At 75.2% G+C, this 22,745-nt stretch carries 21 protein-coding genes; 10 read left to right on the top strand and 11 right to left on the bottom strand.

Going from position 1 to position 22,745, the window contains the following annotated elements:
• Positions 1–35 precede the first annotated feature (35 nt).
• Together H6H00_RS05335 and H6H00_RS05330 are read left to right on the top strand one after the other, a co-directional pair.
• The gene (locus H6H00_RS05335; RefSeq protein WP_185722180.1) at positions 36–1,217 is read left to right on the top strand and encodes a L,D-transpeptidase; all 1,182 of its coding nucleotides are present in this window, start codon (positions 36–38) and stop codon (positions 1,215–1,217) included.
• Between the two features lie 35 nt (positions 1,218–1,252).
• Positions 1,253–1,453 (top strand): hypothetical protein, encoded by a 201-nt coding sequence (locus H6H00_RS05330; protein ID WP_185720235.1) that lies wholly within the window; start codon positions 1,253–1,255, stop codon positions 1,451–1,453.
• Here H6H00_RS05330 and H6H00_RS05325 read toward each other — a convergent pair.
• Both H6H00_RS05325 and H6H00_RS05320 read right to left on the bottom strand, forming a co-directional pair.
• Positions 1,450–2,187: an SDR family NAD(P)-dependent oxidoreductase gene (locus H6H00_RS05325; protein ID WP_185720234.1), complete on the bottom strand. Its 738-nt coding sequence runs from the start codon at positions 2,185–2,187 to the stop codon at positions 1,450–1,452. The genes H6H00_RS05330 and H6H00_RS05325 overlap by 4 nt on opposite strands.
• Before the next feature lie 14 nt (positions 2,188–2,201).
• Positions 2,202–2,444 carry a DUF2530 domain-containing protein gene (locus H6H00_RS05320; RefSeq protein WP_185720233.1) on the bottom strand — a complete coding sequence of 81 codons (243 nt, stop codon included), beginning with the start codon at positions 2,442–2,444 and terminating at the stop codon, positions 2,202–2,204.
• A 40-nt stretch (positions 2,445–2,484) separates the two neighbouring features.
• On the opposite strand from H6H00_RS05320, the gene H6H00_RS05315 reads away from it, so the two are divergent.
• On the top strand, positions 2,485–3,921 hold the full coding sequence (locus H6H00_RS05315; protein ID WP_185720232.1) for an NCS2 family permease: 1,437 nt from the start codon (positions 2,485–2,487) through the stop codon (positions 3,919–3,921).
• A gap of 19 nt (positions 3,922–3,940) precedes the next feature.
• Positions 3,941–5,209: an MFS transporter gene (locus tag H6H00_RS05310; protein WP_185720231.1), complete on the top strand. Its 1,269-nt coding sequence runs from the start codon at positions 3,941–3,943 to the stop codon at positions 5,207–5,209.
• Positions 5,210–5,300: 91 nt separating this feature from the next.
• On the opposite strand, the gene H6H00_RS05305 is transcribed toward H6H00_RS05310, so the two are convergent.
• The 6 genes from H6H00_RS05305 to H6H00_RS05280 form a co-directional block, all read right to left on the bottom strand.
• On the bottom strand, positions 5,301–6,716 hold the full coding sequence (locus tag H6H00_RS05305; protein ID WP_185720230.1) for a glycoside hydrolase family 16 protein: 1,416 nt from the start codon (positions 6,714–6,716) through the stop codon (positions 5,301–5,303).
• A gap of 11 nt (positions 6,717–6,727) precedes the next feature.
• On the bottom strand, positions 6,728–7,318 hold the full coding sequence (locus H6H00_RS05300) for a hypothetical protein (RefSeq protein WP_185720229.1): 591 nt from the start codon (positions 7,316–7,318) through the stop codon (positions 6,728–6,730).
• Positions 7,319–7,323: 5 nt separating this feature from the next.
• On the bottom strand, positions 7,324–8,466 hold the full coding sequence (locus tag H6H00_RS05295; RefSeq protein WP_185720228.1) for a VldE C-terminal domain-containing protein: 1,143 nt from the start codon (positions 8,464–8,466) through the stop codon (positions 7,324–7,326).
• A 3-nt stretch (positions 8,467–8,469) separates the two neighbouring features.
• Entirely contained in the window at positions 8,470–9,318 is an 849-nt protein-coding gene (locus H6H00_RS05290; protein ID WP_185720227.1) for a hypothetical protein, read from the bottom strand.
• Positions 9,315–9,995, bottom strand: a complete 681-nt coding sequence (locus H6H00_RS05285; RefSeq protein WP_185720226.1) for a hypothetical protein — start codon at positions 9,993–9,995, stop codon at positions 9,315–9,317. The genes H6H00_RS05290 and H6H00_RS05285 overlap by 4 nt, the downstream gene beginning before the upstream one ends.
• 389 nt (positions 9,996–10,384) lie before the next feature.
• Positions 10,385–11,893: a glutamate-cysteine ligase family protein gene (locus H6H00_RS05280; protein WP_185720225.1), complete on the bottom strand. Its 1,509-nt coding sequence runs from the start codon at positions 11,891–11,893 to the stop codon at positions 10,385–10,387.
• A gap of 153 nt (positions 11,894–12,046) precedes the next feature.
• Between H6H00_RS05280 and H6H00_RS05275 the strand changes: the two genes are divergently transcribed.
• Positions 12,047–12,859: a TrmH family RNA methyltransferase gene (locus tag H6H00_RS05275; RefSeq protein WP_185720224.1), complete on the top strand. Its 813-nt coding sequence runs from the start codon at positions 12,047–12,049 to the stop codon at positions 12,857–12,859.
• 76 nt (positions 12,860–12,935) lie between these two features.
• Positions 12,936–13,439, top strand: coding sequence for a DUF2537 domain-containing protein (locus H6H00_RS05270; protein ID WP_185720223.1), 504 nt, complete (start codon positions 12,936–12,938; stop codon positions 13,437–13,439).
• A 9-nt stretch (positions 13,440–13,448) separates the two neighbouring features.
• On the opposite strand, the gene sepH is transcribed toward H6H00_RS05270, so the two are convergent.
• Positions 13,449–14,927, bottom strand: coding sequence for a septation protein SepH (sepH, locus tag H6H00_RS32165; RefSeq protein ID WP_255425585.1), 1,479 nt, complete (start codon positions 14,925–14,927; stop codon positions 13,449–13,451).
• Between the two features lie 326 nt (positions 14,928–15,253).
• Positions 15,254–16,387, bottom strand: coding sequence for a phosphoserine transaminase (serC, locus tag H6H00_RS05260; RefSeq protein ID WP_185720222.1), 1,134 nt, complete (start codon positions 16,385–16,387; stop codon positions 15,254–15,256).
• A gap of 106 nt (positions 16,388–16,493) precedes the next feature.
• Between serC and H6H00_RS05255 the strand changes: the two genes are divergently transcribed.
• Positions 16,494–17,753, top strand: a complete 1,260-nt coding sequence (locus H6H00_RS05255) for an MFS transporter (RefSeq protein ID WP_255425584.1) — start codon at positions 16,494–16,496, stop codon at positions 17,751–17,753.
• Between the two features lie 45 nt (positions 17,754–17,798).
• Here the strand turns inward: H6H00_RS05255 and H6H00_RS05250 are convergent, their stop codons facing one another.
• On the bottom strand, positions 17,799–18,872 hold the full coding sequence (locus tag H6H00_RS05250) for a citrate synthase 2 (RefSeq protein WP_255425808.1): 1,074 nt from the start codon (positions 18,870–18,872) through the stop codon (positions 17,799–17,801).
• A 362-nt stretch (positions 18,873–19,234) separates the two neighbouring features.
• On the opposite strand from H6H00_RS05250, the gene pdxH reads away from it, so the two are divergent.
• The 3 genes from pdxH (at position 19,235) to H6H00_RS05235 (ending at position 22,722) form a co-directional block, all read left to right on the top strand.
• The gene (pdxH, locus tag H6H00_RS05245; RefSeq protein WP_185720219.1) at positions 19,235–19,879 is read left to right on the top strand and encodes a pyridoxamine 5'-phosphate oxidase; all 645 of its coding nucleotides are present in this window, start codon (positions 19,235–19,237) and stop codon (positions 19,877–19,879) included.
• 107 nt (positions 19,880–19,986) lie between these two features.
• Entirely contained in the window at positions 19,987–21,327 is a 1,341-nt protein-coding gene (locus H6H00_RS05240) for an MFS transporter (RefSeq protein ID WP_221775802.1), read from the top strand.
• 33 nt (positions 21,328–21,360) lie between these two features.
• Positions 21,361–22,722 (top strand): APC family permease, encoded by a 1,362-nt coding sequence (locus tag H6H00_RS05235; protein ID WP_185720218.1) that lies wholly within the window; start codon positions 21,361–21,363, stop codon positions 22,720–22,722.
• Positions 22,723–22,745: the final 23 nt, after the last annotated feature.

Below are 22,745 nucleotides of genomic sequence, written 5' to 3'. Positions count from 1 at the left end.
AGCCTGTCTCCGGTCGGGGGAACGGAAAGGTGACGATGCGACGCGTCCTGCTCGTGGTGGCCGTGGTGCTGGTGGGCGTGCTCGGCCTGACCGTGGCCGCGATGGCCGGGGCCGGCGGGCACGGCACGTCCGGTTCCGGGGCCGTGGGTCCGGCCCTGCTGCCGGCGGCCGCGTCGATCGTCCACGAGCCCGCGCCCGGGGCCACCGGTGTCAGCCCGATCGCCCCGGCCACGGTCTCGGTCGTCGACGGCACCCTCGACTCCGTCACGCTCACCGGCCCCGACGGCGCGGTGGTCGAGGGCGCGCTCGGGGCCGACGGCAGGTCCTGGAGCTCGGCGGGCGATCTCGCCTACGACTCCACCTACACCTGGTCCGGCTCCGCCACCGGCCCCGACGGCGCCTCGGTCCCGGTCGACGGGTCGTTCACCACGCTCGCCCCGGCCGACGTCGTCCGCGGCGTCCTCAACATCGGCGACGACCGCACCGTCGGCATCGCCGCGCCGATCGAGATCCAGTTCGACGCGCACGTCGAGGACCGCGCGGCGGTCGAGCGCGCGCTGTCGGTCGAGACGTCCGTGCCCGTCGAGGGGTCGTGGGGCTGGCTGCCCGACGAGAACGGCGGCTCGCGCGTGCACTGGCGGCCCGCCGAGTACTGGCCCGCCTACACCGAGGTCACCGTCACGGCCGACCTGTTCGGCGTCCCCTACGGCGGTGGCGCCTACGGCCGGGCCGACGTCACCAGCACGTTCACCATCGGCCGGGCCCAGGTCGTCCGCGCCGACGTCAACAGCCACCGGATGCTCGTGTTCCGCGACGGCGAGCAGGTGGCCGACTACCCCGCGAGCTACGGCCTGTCCGGGGACCCCGACCGCACCACCCGCTCCGGCGTCCACGTGGTGTCCGAGCGGTTCACCGACAAGCGGATGGTCAGCGAGCGCTACGGCTACGACCTCGTCGAGAAGTGGGCCGTGCGGATCAGCAACAACGGCGAGTTCATCCACGCCAACCCGGCGTCGGCGTCGGCGCAGGGGTCGTCGAACGTCACCCACGGCTGCGTCAACCTGTCCACGGCCGACGCGCAGGCCTACTACGACACCGCGATCTACGGCGACCCCGTCGAGGTCACCGGCACCGACGTCCCGCTCGCCTCGCGCGACGGCGACATCTGGGACTGGACGCTGCCCTACGACCAGTGGCAGCAGCTCTCGGCGCTGTGAGTTTCGCGGTGGCGCCCGCGCGGGTACCGCCTGGCATGAGCTCCCCCGAGGACAAGGCCCACACCCGCGCCGAGCCGCTGCCCGAGGAGCGGGCCGCCGAGACCGGCGGCGAGGACCGCGAGGCCGGGGCCGCGGCGATCCTGGCCGAGAGCGAGGAGCGGGTGGCGGCGGCCGCCGGCGGGGAGGCGCCGGGGGACGCGGCCGACGAGCACCGCGCCACCCCGGAGACCGCCTAGCCCTCGCGGTGCGCGCGCATGGCGCTGGCCTGCGCGCGCGGCTTGAGCACGATCTGGTCGAGGTTGACGTGGCTGGGGCGGGTGGCGGCGAACGCGATCACCTCCGCCACGTCGTCGGCGGTGAGCGGCGTGATGCCCTGGTAGACCTTGTCGGCCTTGGCCTGGTCGCCGTCGAAGCGGACGAGGGAGAAGTCGGTCTCGACCATCCCGGGCGCGATCTCGGTGAGCCGCACCGGCTGCCCGAGCAGCTCCCCGCGCAGCGTGCGGTGCAGCATCGCCTGCGCGTGCTTGGCGCCGGTGTAGCCGGCCCCGTTGTCGTAGGCCTCCAGCGCCGCGATCGAGGTGACGGTGACGATGTGCCCGTCGCCGGAGGCGAGCAGCGCCGGCAGCAGGGCCTTCGTGACGCGCAGCGTGCCGAGCACGTTGGTCTCGAACATCCACCGCCAGGCGTCCTCGTCGGCTTCGGCGACGGGTTCGAGCCCCTTCGCGCCGCCGGCGTTGTTGACCAGCAGGCGGCACTCCGGCACGGCGGCGGCGAACGCGGAGACCGACTCGGCGTCGGTGACGTCCAGGCGCACCGCGGTGCCGTCGATCTCCTTCGCGATCTCGGCGCAGCGGTCGACGCGGCGGGCGCCGAGGACGACGTGGAACCCGGCGGCGGCCAGGGCGCGGGCGGTGGCGGCGCCGATGCCCGAGCTGGCCCCGGTGACGACGGCGACGGGAGGAGTGCTCATGGCAGCAAACTAGATCAGACGTCGAGACCCTGCTGCGCCCCCCGCGACCCGCGCCGGACCGCCGCGCGCTGCCAGCGGAAGATCCCCCAGCCGACCCCGCCCAGCACAGCGCCGGCCAGGCAGGTCGCGAACGGCACGCCGGGGGCCCGTCCGGTGACCAGCAGGGCGACCGCGCCGAGGGCCCACAGCGCCGATCCCAGCCCGACGACAGTGGCCATGTCGGACAGGCGCGGGGGCAGGGGCGGGGGATCGACCACGGATCCAGCGTAGTGATCCCCGCCGATCTACGGTGTCGCCGTGATCGAGCGCTTCTTCCGCGTGTCCGAGCGCGGTTCCACCGTCCCCCGCGAACTGCGCGGGGGACTCGTCACCTTCGTGACGATGAGCTACATCATCGTGCTGAACCCGCTGATCCTCGGCAGCTTCGCCGCCGACGGGCCGGGCGCGAAGGCCGACGTCACCGGGGCCGTGCTGGGCGTCCCGCAGGTCGCCGCCGTCACCGCGCTGGTCGCGGGCGTGATGACGGTGCTGTTCGGGCTCGTCGCCAACTACCCGTTCGCGATCGCGACCGGCCTGGGCATCAACACCCTCGTCGCGGTGTCGATCGCGCCGCTGGTGACGTGGCCGGAGGCGATGGGGCTCGTCGTCGTCAACGGGCTGGTGATCGTGCTGCTCGCCGTCTCCGGCTTCCGGACGGCGGTGTTCAACGCCGTGCCGCCGGAGCTCAAGGCCGCGATCGCGGTCGGGATCGGGCTGTTCATCGCGTTCATCGGGCTGGTCGACGCCGGGTTCGTCCGCCGGATCGCGGACTCCGCGAACACGACGGTGCCGGTCGGGCTGGGCATCGGCGGGTCGATCGGGTCGTGGCCGACGGCGGTGTTCGTGGTCGGGCTGCTCATCACGTCGCTGCTGGTGGCGCGCGGGGTGCGGGCCGGGATCCTGATCGGCGTCGCGGTCACGACGGTGATCGCGATCGTCGTCGAGGCGGTCGTGCAGGTGGGGCCGTCGATGGGGACGAACCCGCAGGGCTGGGCGCTGTCGGTGCCCGCGCTGCCGGACAGCGTGTTCGGCGTGCCCGACCTCTCGCTCGTCGGCGCGGTGTCGTTCGGGGCGTTCGCCCGGCTCGACGTCGTCACCGTCGTCCTGCTCGTGTTCACGCTCGTGCTCGCCAACTTCTTCGACGCCATGGGCACGATGACCGGGCTCGGCAAGCAGGCGGGCTTCGTCGGGAAGGACGGGCAGCTGCCGAACGTCGGACGCGCGCTGGTCGTCGAGGGGACAGGGGCGGTGCTCGGCGGGGCGGCGTCGAGCTCGTCGAACACGGTGTTCGTGGAGTCGGCGTCGGGCATCGCGGAGGGGGCGCGGACGGGCCTGGCGAACGTCGTGACCGGGGTGCTGTTCCTGCTCGCGATGTTCTTCACCCCGCTGTACGCGATCGTGCCGATCGAGGCGGCGGCGCCCGCGCTGGTGGTGGTCGGGGCGCTGATCATGCGGCAGATCACCGAGATCGACTTCTCCGACTTCCGGATCGCGCTGCCCGCGTTCCTGACGATCGTGGTCATGCCGTTCACCTACTCGATCGCGAACGGGATCGGCGCGGGGTTCGTCAGCTACGTGCTGCTGGCCGCGGCGACCGGCCGGGCGCGGTCGGTGCACCCGCTGATGTGGGTCGTCGCCGTGGCGTTCGTCGCGTTCTTCTCCGTGGGTCCGATCCGGGTGCTGCTCGCCGGGTAGTTGTTGTAAGCTAAATACAGTGACCGCCACCCTCGATGCTCCCGCCGGACGGTCCACGTTCGCGTCGCTGAAGGTCCGCAACTACCGGCTCTACGCCTCGGGTCAGATCGTCTCCCTCGCCGGGACGTGGATGCAGCGGGTGGCCCAGGACTGGCTGGTCCTCGACCTGTCCGGCGGCAGCGCCACCGCGCTCGGGATCGCCGCGGCGCTCCAGTTCACCCCCACGCTCCTGCTCTCGCTGTGGGGCGGGGTGCTCGCCGACCGCGTCGACAAGCGGCGCGCGCTCGTGGTGCTGCAGGCGGGGATGGGGCTGTGCGCACTCGTGCTGGGCTCCGCCGTGGTCACGGGCGTCGTCGAGCTGTGGCACGTCTACCTGTTCTGCCTGCTGCTCGGCTGCTTCTCCGCGCTCGACGTGCCGGTGCGCCAGTCGTTCGTCCCCGAGCTCGTCGGCGACGCGCAGCTCGGCAACGCCGTCGCCCTCAACTCGCTGACGTTCAACCTGGCGCGGATCGTCGGCCCGTCGATCGCGGGCGTGCTCATCGCGGTGACCGGCACCGGCTGGGTGTTCCTCATCAACGCGGTCAGCTTCGCGGCGGTGATCACCGGGCTCGCGCTCATGGACCCCGCGCGCCTGCACCGGGTGACCCCCGTGCCGCGCGCGCCCGGCCAGCTCCGCGCGGGGCTGCGCTACGTGCGCGGGCGGCCCGACCTCGTCGCCGTGCTGGTGTTGGTCTTCCTCGTCTCGACCTTCGGCATCAACTTCTACCTGACGCTCGCGCTGCTGGCCCGCAACGTGTTCGGCCTCGGTGCCGACGCGTACGGCCTGCTGACGACGCTGCTCGCCGTCGGGTCGGTGGCCGGCGCGGTGCTCGCGGCGCGGCGGATGCGGCGCCCGCGGCTGCGGCTGGTCGTCGGTGCGGCGCTGGCGTTCGGGGTGCTCGTCGCGCTCGCCGGGCTGATGCCCACCTACCTGCTCACGGGGATCGTGATGGTGCCGCTCGGGTTCGCGGCGCTGACGTTCACCACCGCGGCGAACTCGGCGGTGCAGCTGTCGGTGGAGCCGGCGATGCGCGGGCGCGTCATGGGGCTCTACATCCTGCTGTTCCTCGGCGGCACGCCCGTCGGGGCCCCGCTGCTGGGGATGCTCGCCGAGAGCTGGGGCGGCCGGTCGCCGCTCGTGCTGGGCGGGATCGTCACGGTGGTGTCGGTGCTGGTCGTGACGCTGGTGCTGGTGCGCAGGGCGGGCGGTCCGAGATCCCTCTTGCGACCGGAACCAAGCTTAGGCTAACCTCATGCACGTCGCTTCGTGGTGGGAGCGGCGCGTCAGTTCGGGAAACGGTATCGGGGCCCTGGCCGGTCGGCCAGGGCCCCGATCCGCGTCACCGGGCCGGTTCCGGCGCGTACCGGCGGACCCAGTCGACCTGCATGCGCGACTCGCGGACCGGTTCGGGTCCCTGCGGGAACCAGTCGAGCTGGACGCACAGGTGCATGGGCCCCGGCGGGAACGTCGCGGTGTCGGTGGTGCGGAACCACTGCTCGCCGTCGACGTAGGCCGTGATCGCGTCGGGCGCCCAGTCGACGGCCCAGGTGTGCCACCGCGTCGCGTCGATCTCCACCTGGCCGGTGACCTGCCGGTCGTCGGGTCCGTGGTGGAGGAAGAAGTCGGTGGTGCGGCGGGTGGGGTCCTGCATCTCCATGAAGTCGACCTCCCCGCCGCCCGGTGCGTCGTCGTCGGGCCAGAGCAGGAGCAGCGCGTCGTAGGACGGGTCGGAGGCGGGGGCGCGCACCCGCCCCTCCCACCTCCCGTACCGCTGCCCCTGCGTCCAGCACATGCCTGCTGTGGTGCCGGCCGCGTCCCCGGTGAGCGTGAGGACGCCGTCCTGGACGGTGGCCGCCGACGGGGACCGCATCCCCTGACCGGCGTGGCCGGGCCCCTCGTAGAGGTCCCACTGGGACAGGCCCGCGGTGAAGTCGTCCTCCTGGACGGGGGTGCCCCAGCCGAGCTCCTCCGCGGCGGTGGGGCTGGTGGCGCTCGGGGCGGTGGGGTCGGCGCCGGGGGTGCCGGCGCTGGTGGGGTCGGCGCTGGTGGGGTCGCTGTCGGTGGGGTCGCTGTCGGTGACGTCGGCGTCGGCGTCGGCGTCGGTGGGGTCGGGGTCGGCGGGGTCGGCGTCGGGGGTGGGGCGGTCGCCGGTGTCCGGGTCGGCGCCGTCGTCGCCCGGGTCGTCGTCGGCCCCGGTGGTGTCGCGGTCGGTGGCGTCGGGATCCGCGGCGCGGGGGGGGGGGGTCGGGCGGGGTGTCCCACCACTCGGCGGGGTCGCCCGGGTCGGGGTGTCACCGGGCCCGGCGTCGGTGCCGTCCTGGCCGGTGCCGTCCTCCCCGCCGGCGTCCTGCCCGGTGCGGTCCTCCCCGCTGTCGTCCTGCGCTGTGTCGTCCTGCGCTGTGTCGTCCTGCGCTGTGTCGTCCTGCGCTGTGTCGTCCTGCGCTGTGTCGTCCTGCGCTGTGTCGTCCTGCGCTGTGTCGTCCTCGTCGTCGGCGGCCGCGGTGTCCTCGTCGGCGGTGGCCGCGGTGTCCTCGCCGTCCGCGGTGGTGCCGGGTTCGTCGCCGGACGCGGGGCCCGGGCCGCGCGCGTCGAGGTCGTCGGCGCCCCGCTCCGACGGGGTGACGGTGACGACCGCCGGGTCGGTCCGTGGGACGGTGGGCTCCTCGCCGCCGCCGGGGGCGATGAGGATGAGCACCACCGCGATGCCGGCGGAGAGGTAGCGCCGGATCAGGTCCTCGATCTCGTCCAGGTCCACGGGTGCTCCTGTCAGTCCTCCCCGGCCGGGAGGTCGGGGTTCTCGGGGGTCTCCGCGGCCACCAGCCAGCGGCCGTCGGGCTGCCGGGCGACGACGACGCTGCTGGTGAGCACCGCGGTCCCGCCTCCGGGCGCGGTGCGGGTCTCGACCGCCGCGAGGTAGCCGCGGCGGCGGTCGGCGCGGTCGGCGGCCACGAGGTCGAGACGACGGACGGTGGCCGTGCGCTCGCTGCCCGGCGGCGGCGGGTCGACGACCAGCACCCCGACCGCGGCGGCGGCCGTGCCCGGCACCGCGTACGGCGCGGCCCGCAGGTGGGTGCGGCCACCGTCCTCCGGCCGGGCCCCGTGAGCGGCCTGCAGGTACGCCCGGACCACCGCCTCCGGGTCGGTGAGCGTGACGCCCGGGTCCGGAGACGGAGCCTCCGCGCCGCGCAGGACGGGGGCGGCGTCGAGCGCGGCCCGGTCCTCGCCGTCGACGACCGGGCCCGGCACCGGGTCACCGCCGCTGGGCCCGACCGCGCCGCCGCCCGTGAGCAGCAGGGACCCGAGCGTCACCAGCACGGCCGCCGTCGCGGCGAGGAGGGGGAGGCGGAGTCGGGACACGGTGCTCACTCCCGGAAGCTGACGTGGACGTGGTCGAAGTGGCCACCGGTGGCGTCGCGGGTGTCGTAGACCCCGCCGCCGGTGTAGCGACGGCCCCAGCCGTCCTCGTCGGCGACGCCCGGGTCCCAGTAGCGGCCCTGCCAGATGAGGTACTTCACGGCCAGCGGCTCGGCGTGGGCGCGGAACCAGTCGGCGACCCGCCAGCCCGCCTCGAGCTCCGCGCCCTCGGCGAACGCGCCGGGCGTGCCGGGGAACAGGTCGCAGGCCCGGCCGCGGGGGTGGTCGCTGCGCGGGTTCCAGGCGTGCGCGTCCCAGCAGCCCGCGCTGCGGATCACGGGACCGCCGGACCAGCCGCCGAACGCCGCCGACGCCGCCTCCAGCCCGTGCAGCGCGGCCCCGGTCAGGCAGCCGTCGCCGGTGGGGTCGGTCCTGTCGCACCCCGTGGCGCCCCCGGTCCACGGCTCCGGGACCGCCGGGTCGACCTCCGCCGGGGCCTCGGGGTCGGGCCCGGCCGGTGCGCCGGAGAAGCGGTCGACCTCGGCGTGCACGGCGTCGATGTAGCGGCGGACGACGTCGGCGCAGCGCTCCCCGCAGTTCGCCTCGCCCGCCACCGGGACGCCCGTGGCGCTGCCCGCCACCCGCCCGCACCCGGCCAGGTGGCAGACCAGCATCGCGTCGAGCGGGTCGGCGGACTTGCCCGTGTCCTCCAGGTGCCGGGCCACCGCGCGCAGGTTCGTGCAGATCCACGGCACCGCCACGCGCAGGTGGGCCTCGACGTCGGTGACGTCGTCGGCGGACGTCGGGGGGTCCGTCGCCCAGGCCGCGCCGCCCGCGGCGATCCAGTTGTCCTGGTCGAACTGGTAGAGCCCGGCGGGACCGCCCGGGGCGTCGGCGACGAGCGAGGCGTCCCAGCCCGACTCCACCTGCACCTGGGCCACGACCCACACCGGCGGCAGCTCGGGGCAGCCGGTGGCCGTGAGGTCACCGATCAGCGGCAGCCACTCGCGGGCCGCGTCCGGCACGGCGGCGGCGTCGACGCCGGGCACCGGGTCGGCCTGCTCCCGGGCCGGGGCGGCGCCCAGCAGCAGGCCGACCAGCGCCGTCACGGCCACCGCGAGGGGCCGGTGCAGGAGAGCCGACGGGGACACCGGTCACCCGGCCCGCATCGCGTCGAGCGCGTCGTCGTCGAGATCCCGGGTGGCGCTCCCGGGTCCCGTCGCCCGCACCGGCTCCACCGCCTGCAGCCCCCGCCACAGCGGTCGCTCGCCGACCCGGACCGGTTCCGCCCGCGCGACCGGGCCTGCGGCGGCGGCCACGATCCGGGTCGCTCCGGCGACGGCCGGAACGGGTGTGCCGGACACGACCGGGGGCGTCCACGGGGCCCGTCCCGTCGCGACGGGCACGACGGGGGTCGGCCGGCGGACCGCTGCGCCGCCGACCGGGACCGGCGGACCCGCCAGGACGGCGCGGGGGACGACGGCACGCCCCGCGGCGGACCCGGACGAGGTCCCCGGGGCCGACCCGACCGCGGATCCGAGCCCGGGGGCGACGGGGGCCACCGGGCCGGACGGGGTCGTCCGGCGGCCCTCGACGGCGGAGCGGGCGGGAGGTCCGAGGGCGCCCGAGCCGACGAGCGCGTCGACGATCGCCAGGAGGGCGTCGACGTAGGGCCGCAGCCGGGCCGGCCGGTGGGCCGGGGCGACGGCGAGCAGTCCGGCGACCTCCGGCACGCCGGACCCGGTCCAGCCCGCGATGCGGGGCACGGTGACGACCGCGCCGAACCGCCCGGCGAACCGGTCGAGCGGGGGCTCCCGGTCGGCGACGACCGCCAGCACCGGCGCCCCGACAGCGGCGGCGGCGCCGAGCGAGTCGGCCCGGCAGACCAGCACGTCGACCCGGCCGCCGCGGCCCACCACGCCGCCGTCGACGCCGTGCAGGGCGGCGGTGAGCGTGCTCGTGCCGACCCCGGGCGCGACCCCCGCGACCACCGGCGCCCTCACCACGCGCTCCCCGGTGCGGCGAGCGGGTCGTCGTCGGCGAGGGACGGGTCGTCGGAGGTGCGGGGTGCGGGGGGAGCGGGAGCAGGCTCCTCACCGAGCGTCTCCTCCCAGGCGTCGACGACGAGCCGCCCGCCCTCGGCGACCACCGGCACGCTGATCCGGATCCACGACGACGCGAGGCTGCGCCAGCCGCGCCCGGTCGGGGCGGGCGCCACGGCCGGGATGCCCGCGACCTCGGGCTCCGGGTCGGGGCCCGGGTCGGGGCCGTGCTCGCCCACCGCGCGGTACGGGGTGACCCGCACCCGCACGTCGACGAGCACCCGCCCCTCCCCGTCGGCGCGCACCAGCCCGGGCAGCGCGAACTCCGCGCGCTGGCGCCCCGACCCGGACCAGCCCAGCCGGGCCGGGTCGCGCCCCGGCGTCGGGAGGTAGTCGCGCAGGACGCGGCCGCGGCGGGCCGGGTCGTCCTCGTCCCAGGACAGGTAGTCGACCGCGAACGCGCCCGCGAGGGCCGCGGCCTCGGCCGCGTCGGGTCGGGGTGCGGCGGGCGCGGGGACCGGGGGGAAGCCGAACGGGTCGGTGGGCGGGTCGTCGTAGGGGCCCCGGGCCTCCTGCGGACCTCCGGACGGGGCCGCCGTCGCGCCGCGCCCCGGCCCGGTCGCCGGGGGAGGGCCCACGGACGGCCACGCGGAGGTCCCGGCCGGCCGGGACCCCGGAGACGACCGGGCACCGGGCGACGGACCCGGGTACGGCGGCGAGGGCTGCGGCCCGGGGTACGGCGGCGACGGGTACGGCGGCGGTCCGGGGGTGGAGCGTCCGAAGATCCGGAAGCGGGACACGGCCGTCACCGCGGCGGGCCGGGTCGGCGGGCGGGGCGGGTGGGCATGGTTCCCCCGGGGAACGGGCGTGCGGCACCCGGGACGCTCCGACGGGGCGGCCACGGGGACGGACGGGACTCGCGGCGGCCGGGCGGGCCGCGCTCAGGACGGACGGGACACTAGGAACCCGCCGCCGCGCCCGTGGGCGTTCCGGGAAAGGGTGTGCGGCCGCTAACGCCGGACGGGCGTCAGGCCGGGACCGGCCAGTCGTGCACCGGCTCGTTCGCCGCCGACGACTCCAGGTAGCGCGCGAGCATCCCGCGCAGCGCGGCCGGGCGGTCGGCTCCGCGGGCCTCCAGAGCGGCGACGGTGTCGAGCTGCCAGGACGCCCCGGTCCGCCGCTCCACGCACCGCCGCTCGATCACACCGAGGTAGCGGTCGGCCACCTCGGTCGTGACCCCCCAGCGCGCCAGCCCCGCCGCCGCCTGCGGCAGCAGCTTGCGGAGCACCAGCTCGTCGGGGCGGATCCAGCCGTTGCCCGGCCAGTACAGGGGCCCGTCGAGCCCGTGCCGCGCCGCCGTCGTGAAGTTCTCCTCGGCCGCCTCGAACGACATCGAGCTCCACAGCGGGCGGTCGGCCTCCACCAGCTCGCGCAGCAGGCCGTAGAAGAACAGTGCGTTCGCCACCATGTCGACGACCGTGGGCCCGGCCGGCAGCACCCGGTTCTCCACCCGCAGGTGCGGGACGCCGTCGGCGATGTCGTACACGGGGCGGTTCCAGCGCCAGATCGTGCCGTTGTGCAGCCGCAGCTCGTCGAGCCCGGGGGCGATGCCCGACTCCAGCTCCGCGAACGGGTCGTTGTCCTCGGCCACCGGCATCAGCGCGGGGAAGTAGCGGGTGTTCTCGGCGAACAGGTCGAGCACCGAGGTGATCCAACGCTCGCCGAACCACACCCGCGGCCGCACGCCCTGGTTGCGCAGCTCGGGCGTGCGCACGTCGCAGGACTGCTCGAACAGCGGGATCCGCGTCTCCGCCCACAGCCGCGAGCCGAGCAGGAACGGGGAGTTGGCCCCGACGGCCAGCTGCACGCCCGCGACGCACTGCGCCGCGTTCCAGTACGCCGCGAACGAGTCGGGCGGGACCTGCAGGTGCAGCTGCATCGACGTGCAGGCCGCCTCGGGGGCGATCGAGTCGAAGTCGGCGACGAGGTGCTCGGGCGCGACGTCGTGCCGCCCGGAGGGGTCGTCACCGGCGATGTCGAGGCGGATCGGCTCGCCGCGCGCGGACAGCATCTGCTCGTTGAGCATCGTGTACCGGCTGTCGGGCGAGAGCAGCTCGGCGACGAGGTGCCGGTGCTCCAGCGTGGGCAGGATGCCGATGACGGCGAGCTGGGCGCCGTGCTCCAGCGCGCTGGCCCGGACCGTGGCGAGCTCGTCGAGCAGCTGGCGCTCCAGCCGCCGCCAGTGGTCGCCGGGTAGCGGCCGCGGGGGCAGGTTGAGCTCGAGGTTCCACTGCCCGAGCTCCGACTGGAACTCGCTCGCGCCCATGGACTCGAGCACGGCGGCACCCGACGCGGAGGGGGCGAGATCGTGATCGACGAGGTTGAGCTCCACCTCGAGGCCGGTCATCGGCTCGTCACGGGCGAAGGTGTGTTCCTTCAGCATCACGGCCAGCGCGTCGAGGCAGCGTTGCACCTTGGCGCGGTAGTTCTGGCGGTCCCGCCGACTGAACGTGGTCCGGTCGACGTCCTGGCCCATACGTGACACTGCCTCCTCGCCCCCCGGGCCGAGCCCGGTCCGGCGGTGGCCGGACGGGCGAGTGGTCCACCGTGACACACGGCTACGAATGCCGCTACGGCCGACCGGATGAGGCGTGATCGACGTTGACAACCGACCTGGGAGCATCCGCGCGTGGCCACCCTCATCCCCGTCGACGACCCGGCCGACCCCCGGCTGGACGACTACCGCGACCTGACCACCGCCGACCGCCGCCCGGACCGGCCCGGCGGACGCGGTCTCGTCATCGCCGAAGGGGTGGTCGTGGTGCGCCGGCTGCTGGCGTCGCCGTACCTCGTCCGGTCGCTGCTCGGCGTCCCCCGGCGGCTCGACGAGCTCGCCGACGACCTCGCCGCCATCGACGTCCCCGCCTACGCGGCCGACGCCGACACGATGGCCACCGCGGTCGGGTTCCACCTCAACCGCGGGGTGCTCGCCGTCGCCGACCGCGCCGCGCCCGTCGACGCCGCCGCGCTGGCGCGCACCGCCCGCTCGCTCGCCGTGCTGGAGGGCGTCAACGACCACGAGAACCTGGGCTCGCTGTTCCGCAACGCCGCCGCGCTCGGCGTCGACGGGGTGCTGCTCGGCCCGCGCTGCGCCGACCCGCTCTACCGGCGCAGCGTCCGCGTCTCGATGGGGCACGTGCTGCGCGTGCCGTTCGCCGACCTGGCGGGCCCGTGGCCGGGTGCGCTGGACCTGCTGCGCGACGCGGGGCTGCGGGTGGCCGCGCTGACCCCCGCACCGGACGCCGTCCCGCTCGCCGGGGCCGGGCTGGGCGGGCGGCGGGTCGCGGTGCTGCTGGGCGCCGAGGGGCCGGGGCTCACCGACGAGGCGCTGGCCGCGGCCGACCTGCGCGTGCGGATCCCGATGGCCACGGGCGTCGACTCGCTCAACGTCGCCACGGCCGGAGCGGTCGCGTTCCACGCGATCGGCGCGGTCGTATCCTGATCCGGTGCTACGGGCCGCGGGGGGCCGGGTGGAGCTCGGGGACCGCCGGCCGGAGGATCCGCCCCTTCCCGACGAGTTGCAGACCGCCCTCCGCGAGTGGGCGGCGTTCGCCGTGGCCGCGGGGCGCTCCGGGATGCCCGACGAGCGCGAGCTCGTGCGCCGCAGGGGTCGCCAGCTCGCCTCCCGCGTCGCCGGGGTGCGCGGGCGGCCGGTGGACTACGTCGACCCGATGAGCGGCGCCGTGGAGTCCGTGCGGGCCGTCCCGTCGCCGGTGCCGCGCGCCGAGGGTCGCAGGCGATCGCTCGCCGTCGAGCCCCCGGGGCCCACGCCGTGGGCCACCGGGCTGCCGATCGCGGGGTTCTTCGCGGTGCTCGTCGCGATCGGGGACGTCCAGCTCAGCAGCGCGTTCGCCGAGGCGTTCGGGCTGCTGTGGGTCCCGGCGAACCTGCTCGTCGGGCTGGGACTGGCCCCGTCGCTCTACCTGCTGCGCACCGTGCCGTTCTGGCGGTGGCCCGCGATGGGGGCCGCCGTCGGGCTGGTGGTGGCGTGGGTCGTGCTGCTGGTGTCGCTGCTGGGCTGAGGGCGCGCCTCAGCGCTGCCCGCGCACCCCGAGGAGCACCTCGTCCCAGGAGGGCATGACGGGCTTGCCCTTCTTCGTGCGGCGCGCGGCCGGTGCGGGCTCGGGGGCCGGGGTCTCGGCGGGGGTCTCCGGCTCGGACCGCCGCTGGGCCGGCGGGGCCGCCGGCTCGGCGGCCTTCTCCCGGTCGACCGTGGGCGCGGGCTCGGCGGGGGTCTCCGGCTCGGTGGCGGCGGGCTCGGTGGCCACGGGCACGGTGGCGGCGGGCACGGCCGGTTCGGTGGCGGTGGGCTCGGCCGCTCGCTCCGCGGCGGGCGGCGCGGGCGCGGGGGCCGGCTCCGCGGGCGTCGGCGCGGCAGGTGTCTGCGCGGCGGGCGCCGCGGCCGGAGCCTCCGGGGTGGCGGCACCCCGGCCGGTTGCGCTGCGGTCGACGGGGCTGCGGTCGACGGAGCCGCGGTCGACGGAGCCGCGGTCGACGCCGCTGCGGTCGGCCGGGGCCCGGTCCGGGGTCTCGCGCTCCACGACGGCGGCGCGGTCGGTGACGGTGCGATCGGTGACGGGGCGATCGGTGACGGGGCGGTCGGTGACGGGGCGGTCGGTGACGGTGCGATCGGTGGCGGGCCGGTCGGTGGCGGGCCGGTCGGTGGCGGGCCGGTCGGTGGCGGGCCGGTCGGTGGCGGGCCGGTCCGGGAGGGTCCGGTCACCCGTCGGCACCCCGGGCCGGTCGGCGGGCGTGCGGTCGAGCGGGGCGCGGCGCTCCGGTCCCCGGTACTCGGGCGCGCGGTACTCCGGCGAACGCTCGCGGACGACGTCGGAGCCGGTGGCGCGCAGCTCGGCGGCCGGCTGCGGGGTCGGCGGGAGCTCCTCGGGCCGGGCGATGTCGATGACCGGGCCGACGGGCCGCAGCGGCCGGGCGGGCAGGCCCTCGACCAGGTCCGACGCGTGCTCGTCGACGGCGGTCACGGTGCCGCCGTGCGCACCGGGCTGGAACGTCCAGTGGGCGCGGTTGTCCGACCGGCCGGCCCGCCAGGACAGGGCGACGAGCCACTTGCCGTCCTCGCCCTTCCAGGAGTCCCACTCGGCCTCGGTGTACTCCTGGCCGCGCAGACCGAACGTGTGGGCGACGACGTCGCCGAGCGTGCGCACGTCGGGCCCGTCGGCGCGGACCGGGTGGGCCCGCTGGGCCACCTCGGCGGTGCGGGACCGCTCCAGCAGCACCGGGTAGGCGAACCGCTCGATCTTCTGGATGGGCACCCCGGCGGCCGACGCGACCTGCTCCACGGACGCTCCGGCGCGGATGCGGGCCTGGATCTCTCGTGGGCGCAACTGGCTCTCCAACTCGATCGCGATCTGCCCGAGCCTGGTCAGGTCCCCCCGGGCGGCGGCGCGCAACTGCTCGTCGGCGGGCACGGTGAAGCGCTCGCGACGGCCGGAGTCCTCGAGGACGACATCGCCGCCCTCGGTGATCCCGACGACCCGCAGCGCGCGCATCCGCGGCCTCCAACCGTTCTGTGGCTCTCCCCGTCCGGGTGACGGTAGATGCCGAATCGCAACCAGCCGCGGAGGCGCGCCGGGGCGGGCGCACCCCGTCTGACGTCGCAGGAAGTGCTGAGCACACCCCCGCACACGCAGCGTGCCACGTGTGCGACGCGAGGTAAAGCTGAGGCAGATGTTGCAGATGTGACTACGCGCAGCAACCCGCCCTCGCGAGACGAATCGCAGTGGGGTGGCTTCACTGCAGCCCGGTCGCAGTGGAGCCACCCCACTGCGACACGGGCGAGGCGACACGGGCGGGGCGACAGGGGCGGGGCGGCGGGTCAGCGCTGCTGCGTCACGACCCAGTCGATGCAGGCCGTCAGCGCCTCGACGTCGGCCGGGTCGACCGCGGGGAACATGCCGATGCGCAGCTGGTTGCGGCCGAGCTTGCGGTAGGGCTCGGTGTCGACCACGCCGTTGGCGCGCAGGACCTTCGCGACGGCCGCGGCGTCGACCGAGGGGTCGAAGTCGATCGTGCCGACGACCTGGGAGCGGTGCGCCGGGTCGGTGGCGAACGGCGTGGCGTACTCCGCCTTCTCCGCCCACGCGTACAGCCGGCCCGACGAGTCCGCGGTGCGCGCGACGCACGCGTCGAGGCCGCCCAGCTCGTTCATCCAGTCGACCTGCTCGGCCATGAGGACGAGCGTGGCCAGCGCGGGGGTGTTGTAGGTCTGGTCCTTGAGCGAGTTGTCGACGGCGGTGGCCAGCGACAGGAACGGCGGGATCCAGCGGTCGGACGCGGCCAGCTCCGCGACCCGCTCCAGTGCGGCCGGGCTCATCAGCGCGAACCACAGCCCGCCGTCGGCGGCGAAGCCCTTCTGCGGGGCGAAGTAGTAGGTGTCGGCCTGGGAGACGTCGACGGGCAGGCCGCCCGCGCCGGAGGTGGCGTCGATGACGACGAGCTGGTTGCCCAGTGCCTCGGCCGGGCGGACGACCGGCACCGACACGCCGGTCGAGGTCTCGTTGTGGGCCCAGGCGAGCACGTCGCAGCTCGGGTCGGCCTGCGGCTCGGGGGCGCTGCCCGGCTCGGCGCTCACGACCACCGGGTCGGCCAGGAAGGGGGCGCCCCGGGTGGACTCGGCGAACTTGGCGGAGAACTCGCCGTAGGTCAGGTGCAGCGACCGCTCCCGGACGAGCCCGAACGCGGCGGCGTCCCAGAAGGCGGTGGACCCGCCGTTGCCGAGGACGACCTCGTAGCCGGCGGGCAGCGAGAACAGGTCGGCCAGCCCGGCCCGCACGCGCCCGACCAGCGCCTTGACCGGCTTCTGGCGGTGGGAGGTGCCCATCAGGTCCCCGGCGGCGGCGAGCGCGGCGAGCTGCTCGGGCCGTACCTTGGACGGGCCGCAGCCGAACCGTCCGTCGGCGGGGAGGAGGTCGGCGGGGATCTGCAGGTCGGTCGGCGTCGAAGCAGTCACGGACACCAGTCTCGCAGCCGGTCGCACCCGCGTTCCGGCCGACTCACGTGCGCCCGATCACCCCGGGGGCTTCCGCCGGAAGGGGTGATGGGCGATGCTGAGTCGCATGAGCGAACTCAGCGTGTCGGCCCGGCGCATCCACCCCGCCTGGTGGGTCGCCGCCGTGACGTTCCTGGCGCTGGTCGGGGCCGCCGGGTTCCGGGCGGTCCCGGGCGTGCTGATGGAGCCGCTGCAGAACGAGTTCGGCTGGTCGGTCACCACGATCTCGGCCGCCGTCGCCGTCAACATGGCCCTCTACGGCCTCACCGCCCCGTTCGCCGCGGCGCTGATGGAGCGCTTCGGCATTCGGCCGGTGATCACCGCGGCGCTCGTCGTCGTGGCCGCGGGCAGCGGGCTCACGGTGTTCATGACCGCGAGCTGGCAGCTCGTCCTGTGCTGGGGCGTGCTGGTGGGGCTGGGCACGGGCTCGATGGCACTGGCGCTGGTCGCCACCGTCACCGGCCGCTGGTTCGTGGCCAGGCGCGGCCTGGTCTCCGGCGTCCTGACGGCCGGTGGCGCGGCCGGGCAGCTGGTGTTCCTGCCGGTCATCGCGCTCGTCGCGGAGTCGTCGGGCTGGCGCGCCGCCGCGCTCGGGGTGGCCGTGGTGGCCCTCGCCGTCGTCCCGCTGGTGCTGCTGCTCCTGCGGGAGCGCCCGCGCGACCTGGGCGTCACGCCCTACGGCGGCACCGCGGCCGACGACAGGGACCCGATCCGCACCGGGGCGGGCCGCACCGCCGTGCGCGCCCTCGTCGACGCCGCGCGCACCAGGCCGTTCTGGTACCTCGCCGCCGGCATGATGATCTGCGGCGCCACCACGATGGGGCTGATCCAGCCGCACTTCATCCCCGCCGCGCACGACCACGGGATGCCGCAGACGGTGGCGGCCGGGCTGCTCGCGTTGGTCGGCCTGTTCGACATCGCGGGCACCACCGCGTCGGGCTGGCTCACCGACCGCTACGACCCGCGGGTGCTGCTGCTCGTCTACTACGTGCTGCGCGGGGTCTCCCTCGCCGCGCTGCCGGCCCTGTTCGGGCCGGACATCCAGCTGACCATGCTGGCGTTCATCATCTTCTACGGCCTGGACTGGGTGGCCACGATCCCGCCGACCATGGCGCTGTGCCGGGAGATCTTCGGCGCGCGGGCGCCGGTGGTGTTCGGCTGGGTGTTCGCGAGCCACCAGGTCGGGGCGGCGCTGATGGCGCTGGGCGCCGGCGTGGTGCGCGACCAGATCGGCGCCTACGACCTGGCCTGGCAGATCGGCGGGGCGCTGTGCCTGCTGGCCGGAGTGCTGTCGCTGATGGTGCGCCGGGAGCCGGTCCCGGTGTAGGTCGTGCGCGGAAACGGCGGCCGGGGCCGCCGTTTCCGCGCACGGTCAGATCTCCGACCAGCCCTCGACGGCCTCGGGCTTGCGCGGGCCCGGGCCGATGTACTGGGCCGACGGGCGCACGAGCTTGTTCTCGCGCTTCTGCTCCAGGATGTGCGCCGACCAGCCCGCGGTGCGGGCGCTGGTGAACATCGCGGGCATCATGTGGGGCGGCACCTCGGCGAAGTCGAGGATCACCGCCGCCCAGAACTCGACGTTGGTCTCGATGGGGTGGTCCGGGCGGCGCTCGCGCAGCTCGGACAGCGCCGCCTGCTCCAGGGCCACGGCCACCTCGTAGCGCGGGGCGTCGAGCTCCTGGCAGGTGCGGCGCAGCACGCGGGCCCGCGGGTCCTCGGCCCGGTAGACCCGGTGCCCGAAGCCCATGAGCTTCTCCTTGCGGTCGAGGATGCCCTTGACCAGCGCCGCCGGGTCGCCGGTCCGCTCGACCTCCTCCAGCATCGGCAGCACGCGGGCGGGCGCACCGCCGTGCAGCGGGCCGGACATGGCGCCGATCGCGCCCGACATGGCCGCGGCCACGTCGGCCCCGGTGGAGGCGATGACGCGCGCGGTGAACGTCGAGGCGTTCATGCCGTGCTCGCAGGCCGACACCCAGTACGCGTCGATGGCCTTGGTGTGCGCCGGGTCGGGGTCGCCGCGCCAGCGCGTCATGAAGCGCTCGGTGATCGTCGTGCACTCGTCGATCCGGGCCTGCGGGACCGCGGGGACGCCGATCCCGCGCGCCGACTGGGCCACGTAGGACAGGGCCATCACGGAGGCGCGGGCGAGCTGGTCGCGGGCCTCCTGCTCGTCGGTGTCGAGCAGGGCGCGGTAGCCCCAGTACGGGGCGAGCATGGCGAGCGCGGCCTGGACGTCGACGCGGACGTCACCGGTGTGCACCGGGATGGGGAACGGGTCCGCCGGGGGCAGCCCGGGGCCGAACCGGCCGTCGACGAGCAGGGCCCACACGTTGCCGAAGCTGACCTTGCCGACGAGGTCCTCGATGTCGACGCCCCGGTAGCGCAGGGCGCCGCCGTCCTTGTCGGGTTCGGCGATCTGGGTCCGGAAGGCGACGTGGCCCTCCAGGCCGGACTTGAAACCGGGCGGAGGCGGAGGTACCGCCTCCGCGTCGGCTGCGGATCCCGGCGCGGTCGGCGCCGTCGACGCAGTGGACACGCGTCCTCCTCGAATGGTCCCGACTTCGGACACCCCGGTCGACACCGGTGGCGTCGTCGGCCGGAGCACGCACAGATCCGGATCGGGTGCCCCGGACGTGCGCGAACCGCGTCCGCACGGCGCAGATGGGCGCAGTCGGGCGGCACGGTTGGCGTCACCCTGCCCCCGTGATGGGGCGGAGGCAACACAGCAGCCGGGTGGGATCGGTCACCGGGATTGTCCGGGCCGCTGCGGCCACCTACCGTCGCGTCGGGGTGACGGAGAGGCGATCGATGACGGATCAGCTGGCGGGCATGCGCGTGGACTACCGGTCCGAGGGGCTCGACGTCGAGCAGCTCGACCCGACCTGGCACGGGCAGCTCGCCGCGTGGCTGGCCGAGGCGGAGGCCGACGGGGTCGTCGAGGCGAACGCGATGGTGCTGGCCACCGCGGGGGAGGACGGCCGTCCGGCGTCGCGCACGGTGCTCTGCAAGGGCCTCGACGCCCGCGGCGTCGTCTTCTACACCAACTACACCTCGGCCAAGAGCCACGACCTGCGCGCGACGCGCTACGCGAGCGCCACCTTCCCCTGGTACCTCCAGCACCGGCAGGTGCACGTCCGCGGGACCGTCGAGGCGGTCACGGCGGAGGAGACCCAGGCGTACTGGGCGACGCGGCCGCGCGGCTCGCAGCTGGGGGCGTGGGCGTCGGCGCAGTCGGTGCGGGTGCGCGACCGCCGCGTCCTCGACGACGCGCTCGCCGGCGTCACCCGGCGCTTCGGCGACGACCCGGTGCCGGTCCCGCCGCACTGGGGCGGCTGGCGGATCGTGCCCGACCAGGTGGAGTTCTGGCAGGGCCGCACCAACCGCATGCACGACCGGCTGCGGTTCGAGGCCGACCGCGACCGCACCTGGACGGTCCGCCGCCTGGCCCCCTGAGACGCCGACCCGCTGAGACGGACGCCGCACCGGACGTCCGGGACGGGTGGGGCGGAACCGGACGTCGGCGGCGGACCGCCGTTCCGCCCGCGTGGTAAGCCTGACGTGTGCCGGACCAGCCCACCCATCCCCACCGGCGGCCGGAGCAGCCGACCGAGCCCGTCGCGGCCGATGCGCCCACGCGGCGGTTCGCCCGCATCCGCAGCGTGCTGGCCGACACGCGGCCGCTCGCGACCCCGTCCTACCGCCGCCTCTGGCTCGCCGGGGTCGTCACCGTCATCGGGGCGCAGCTCTCGGTCGTCGCGGTGCCGACGCAGATCTACCAGCTCACCGGGTCGTCGGCCTGGGTCGGGCTGACCGGGCTGTTCGGCCTGGTCCCGCTCGTGGTGTTCGGGCTGTGGGGCGGGGCGATCGCCGACGCGGTCGACCGGCGGACGCTGCTGCTGATCACGGGATCCGGGATCGCGGCGAGCTCGCTGCTGCTGTGGGTCACCTCGGCCACCGGCGTCGGCGGGGTGTGGCTGATCCTGTCGCTGTTCGCGCTGCAGTCGGGGCTGCTGGCCGTCAACCAGCCCACCCGCAGCGCCGTGATCCCGCGCCTGCTCCCGGCCGACCAGCTGCCCGCGGCCAACGCGCTGAACATGACGGTCGCCCAGATCGGGGCCATCGCCGGCCCGCTGCTCGCCGGGGTGCTCATCCCGGTGATCGGCCTCCCGATGCTCTACCTGCTCGACGCGATCGCCCTGCTCGCCACGCTGTGGGCCACCTGGCGCCTGCCCGCGGTGCCGCCGGAGCCCCGCCCGGCGGGTGCGCCGAAGCGGCGGGCCGGGCTGCGCGAGATCACCGACGGCTTCCGCTACGCGGCCGCCTACCCGGTGCTGCTGGTGTCGTTCCTCATCGACATCGTCGCGATGGCGTTCGGGATGCCGCGGATCGTGTTCCCGGAGATGTCGCAGACGGTCTTCGGCGACCCGCCGGGGGGCGGGCCCGCGCTCGGGCTGCTGTTCGCGGCCATCCCGATCGGGATGGTCCTGGCCGGGCTGTTCTCCGGCTGGCTGCAGCGGGTGCAGCGCCAGGGCGTCGCGGTGACGGTCGCGATCTGCGTCTGGGGTGTGTCGATCGCGCTGTTCGGGCTGACCAGCTCGCTGTGGCTGGCCGTCGTGTTCCTCGCCGTCGGCGGTGCGGCCGACCTCGTCAGCTCGGTCTACCGCTCGTCGATGCTGCAGACCGTGGCCACCGACGAGATGCGCGGGCGGATGCAGGGCGTGTTCATCGTGGTGGTCGCGGGCGGCCCGCGGATCGCCGACATGTGGCACGGGCCGGCGGCCGCGCTGGCGGGCCCGGGGCCCGCGGTCGTGGCCGGCGGGGTCGCCGTCGTCGTCGGGGCGCTGGTGGTCGTGCGGCGCTACCCGGACTTCTGGCGCTACCGGGGTCCCGCTTCCGGATGACGTCGCGCACCGGATGCCTCACCATCTCCCCGTATGAGCGACGGGGTGACCACGGCCACAGCCCAGCCTGAGCTGAAGCGCGCGATCGGGCCGAAGCTGCTGCTGTTCTTCGTGATCGGCGACATCCTCGGCGCGGGCATCTACGCGCTGATGGGCTCGGTCGCGGGGAAGATCGGCGGCGCGCTGTGGCTGCCGTTCCTCCTGGCGTTCGTCGTCGCCTTCCTCACGGCGTTCAGCTACCTGGAGCTCGTCGGCAAGTACCCGCGGGCGGCCGGGGCCGCGCTGTACACGCACAAGGCGTTCGGCATCAACTTCCTGACCTTCATGGTCACCTTCACCGTGATGGCGTCCGGGGTGACGTCGGCGGCGACGGCGGCGAAGGCGTTCGGCGACACCTACCTGCGCGAGTTCGTCGAGCTGCCCACCTGGGCCGTCGCGGGCGCGTTCATCCTCGGCCTCGCCCTGATCAACTTCCGCGGGGTGGGGGAGTCGGTCAAGGCCAACGTGGTGCTCACGGTCATCGAGCTGTCCGGCCTGCTACTGATCATCGGCGTGGGGCTCTACGCGGTGGCGCAGGGCCAGGGCGAGCCCGCCCGGCTCACCCAGATCGACACGGGCGACTCGACGGCCCTGCTGGCGATCACCAGCGCCACCGGGCTCGCGTTCTTCGCGATGGTCGGCTTCGAGGACTCGGTGAACATGGCCGAGGAGTGCCACAGCCCGGCGAAGATCTTCCCGCGGGCGATGCTGTGGGGGATGGGGGCGGCCGCCGCGATCTACGTGGTGATCGCGGTCCTGTCGTCGCTGCTGGTGCCGGCCGGAGAGCTGGAGGAGGCGGGCAGCGGGGCGCTGCTGCGGGTGCTGGAGGTCGGCGCCCCCGGGTTCCCGCTGGCCCTGTTCGCGGTGATCGGGCTGTTCGCCGTGATGAACTCGGCGCTGATCAACATGCTGATGGCGAGCCGGCTGCTCTACGGCATGTCCAACGAGCGGGTCATCCCGAGCGTGTTCGGCCGGGTCCACGAGGGCCGCCGGACGCCGTGGGTCGCCATCGTGTTCACCAGCGTCATCGCGGTGATCCTCGTGGCGTCCGCCGACATCACGCTGCTGGGCGGCACCACGTCGCTGCTCCTGCTCCTCGTGTTCACGATCGTCAACATCGCGGTGCTGGTGCTGCGCCGCCGTCCCGTCGAGCACGACCACTTCCGCGCGCCGTCCTGGTCGCCCTGGCTGGGCATCGCGCTCTGCGGGTTCCTGGTGACGCCGCTGTCGGGCAAGCCGTTCGCGGAGTACCTCGTGGCCGGGGTCCTGCTGGTCGTGGGCGTGGTGCTGTGGGCGGTCAACCACGTCGTGGTGGGCCGGGTGGACCTCGACGCGGAGCGGCTCGAGCAGGGCTAGGTGTACTGATCGGAGACGTTGGT

Origin of the sequence: Pseudonocardia petroleophila (assembly GCF_014235185.1) — a bacterium.
Lineage (GTDB): Bacteria > Actinomycetota > Actinomycetes > Mycobacteriales > Pseudonocardiaceae > Pseudonocardia > Pseudonocardia petroleophila.
The sequence above is the reverse complement of the archived record's forward strand: the minus strand, read 5'-3'. Positions and strand labels throughout refer to the sequence as shown.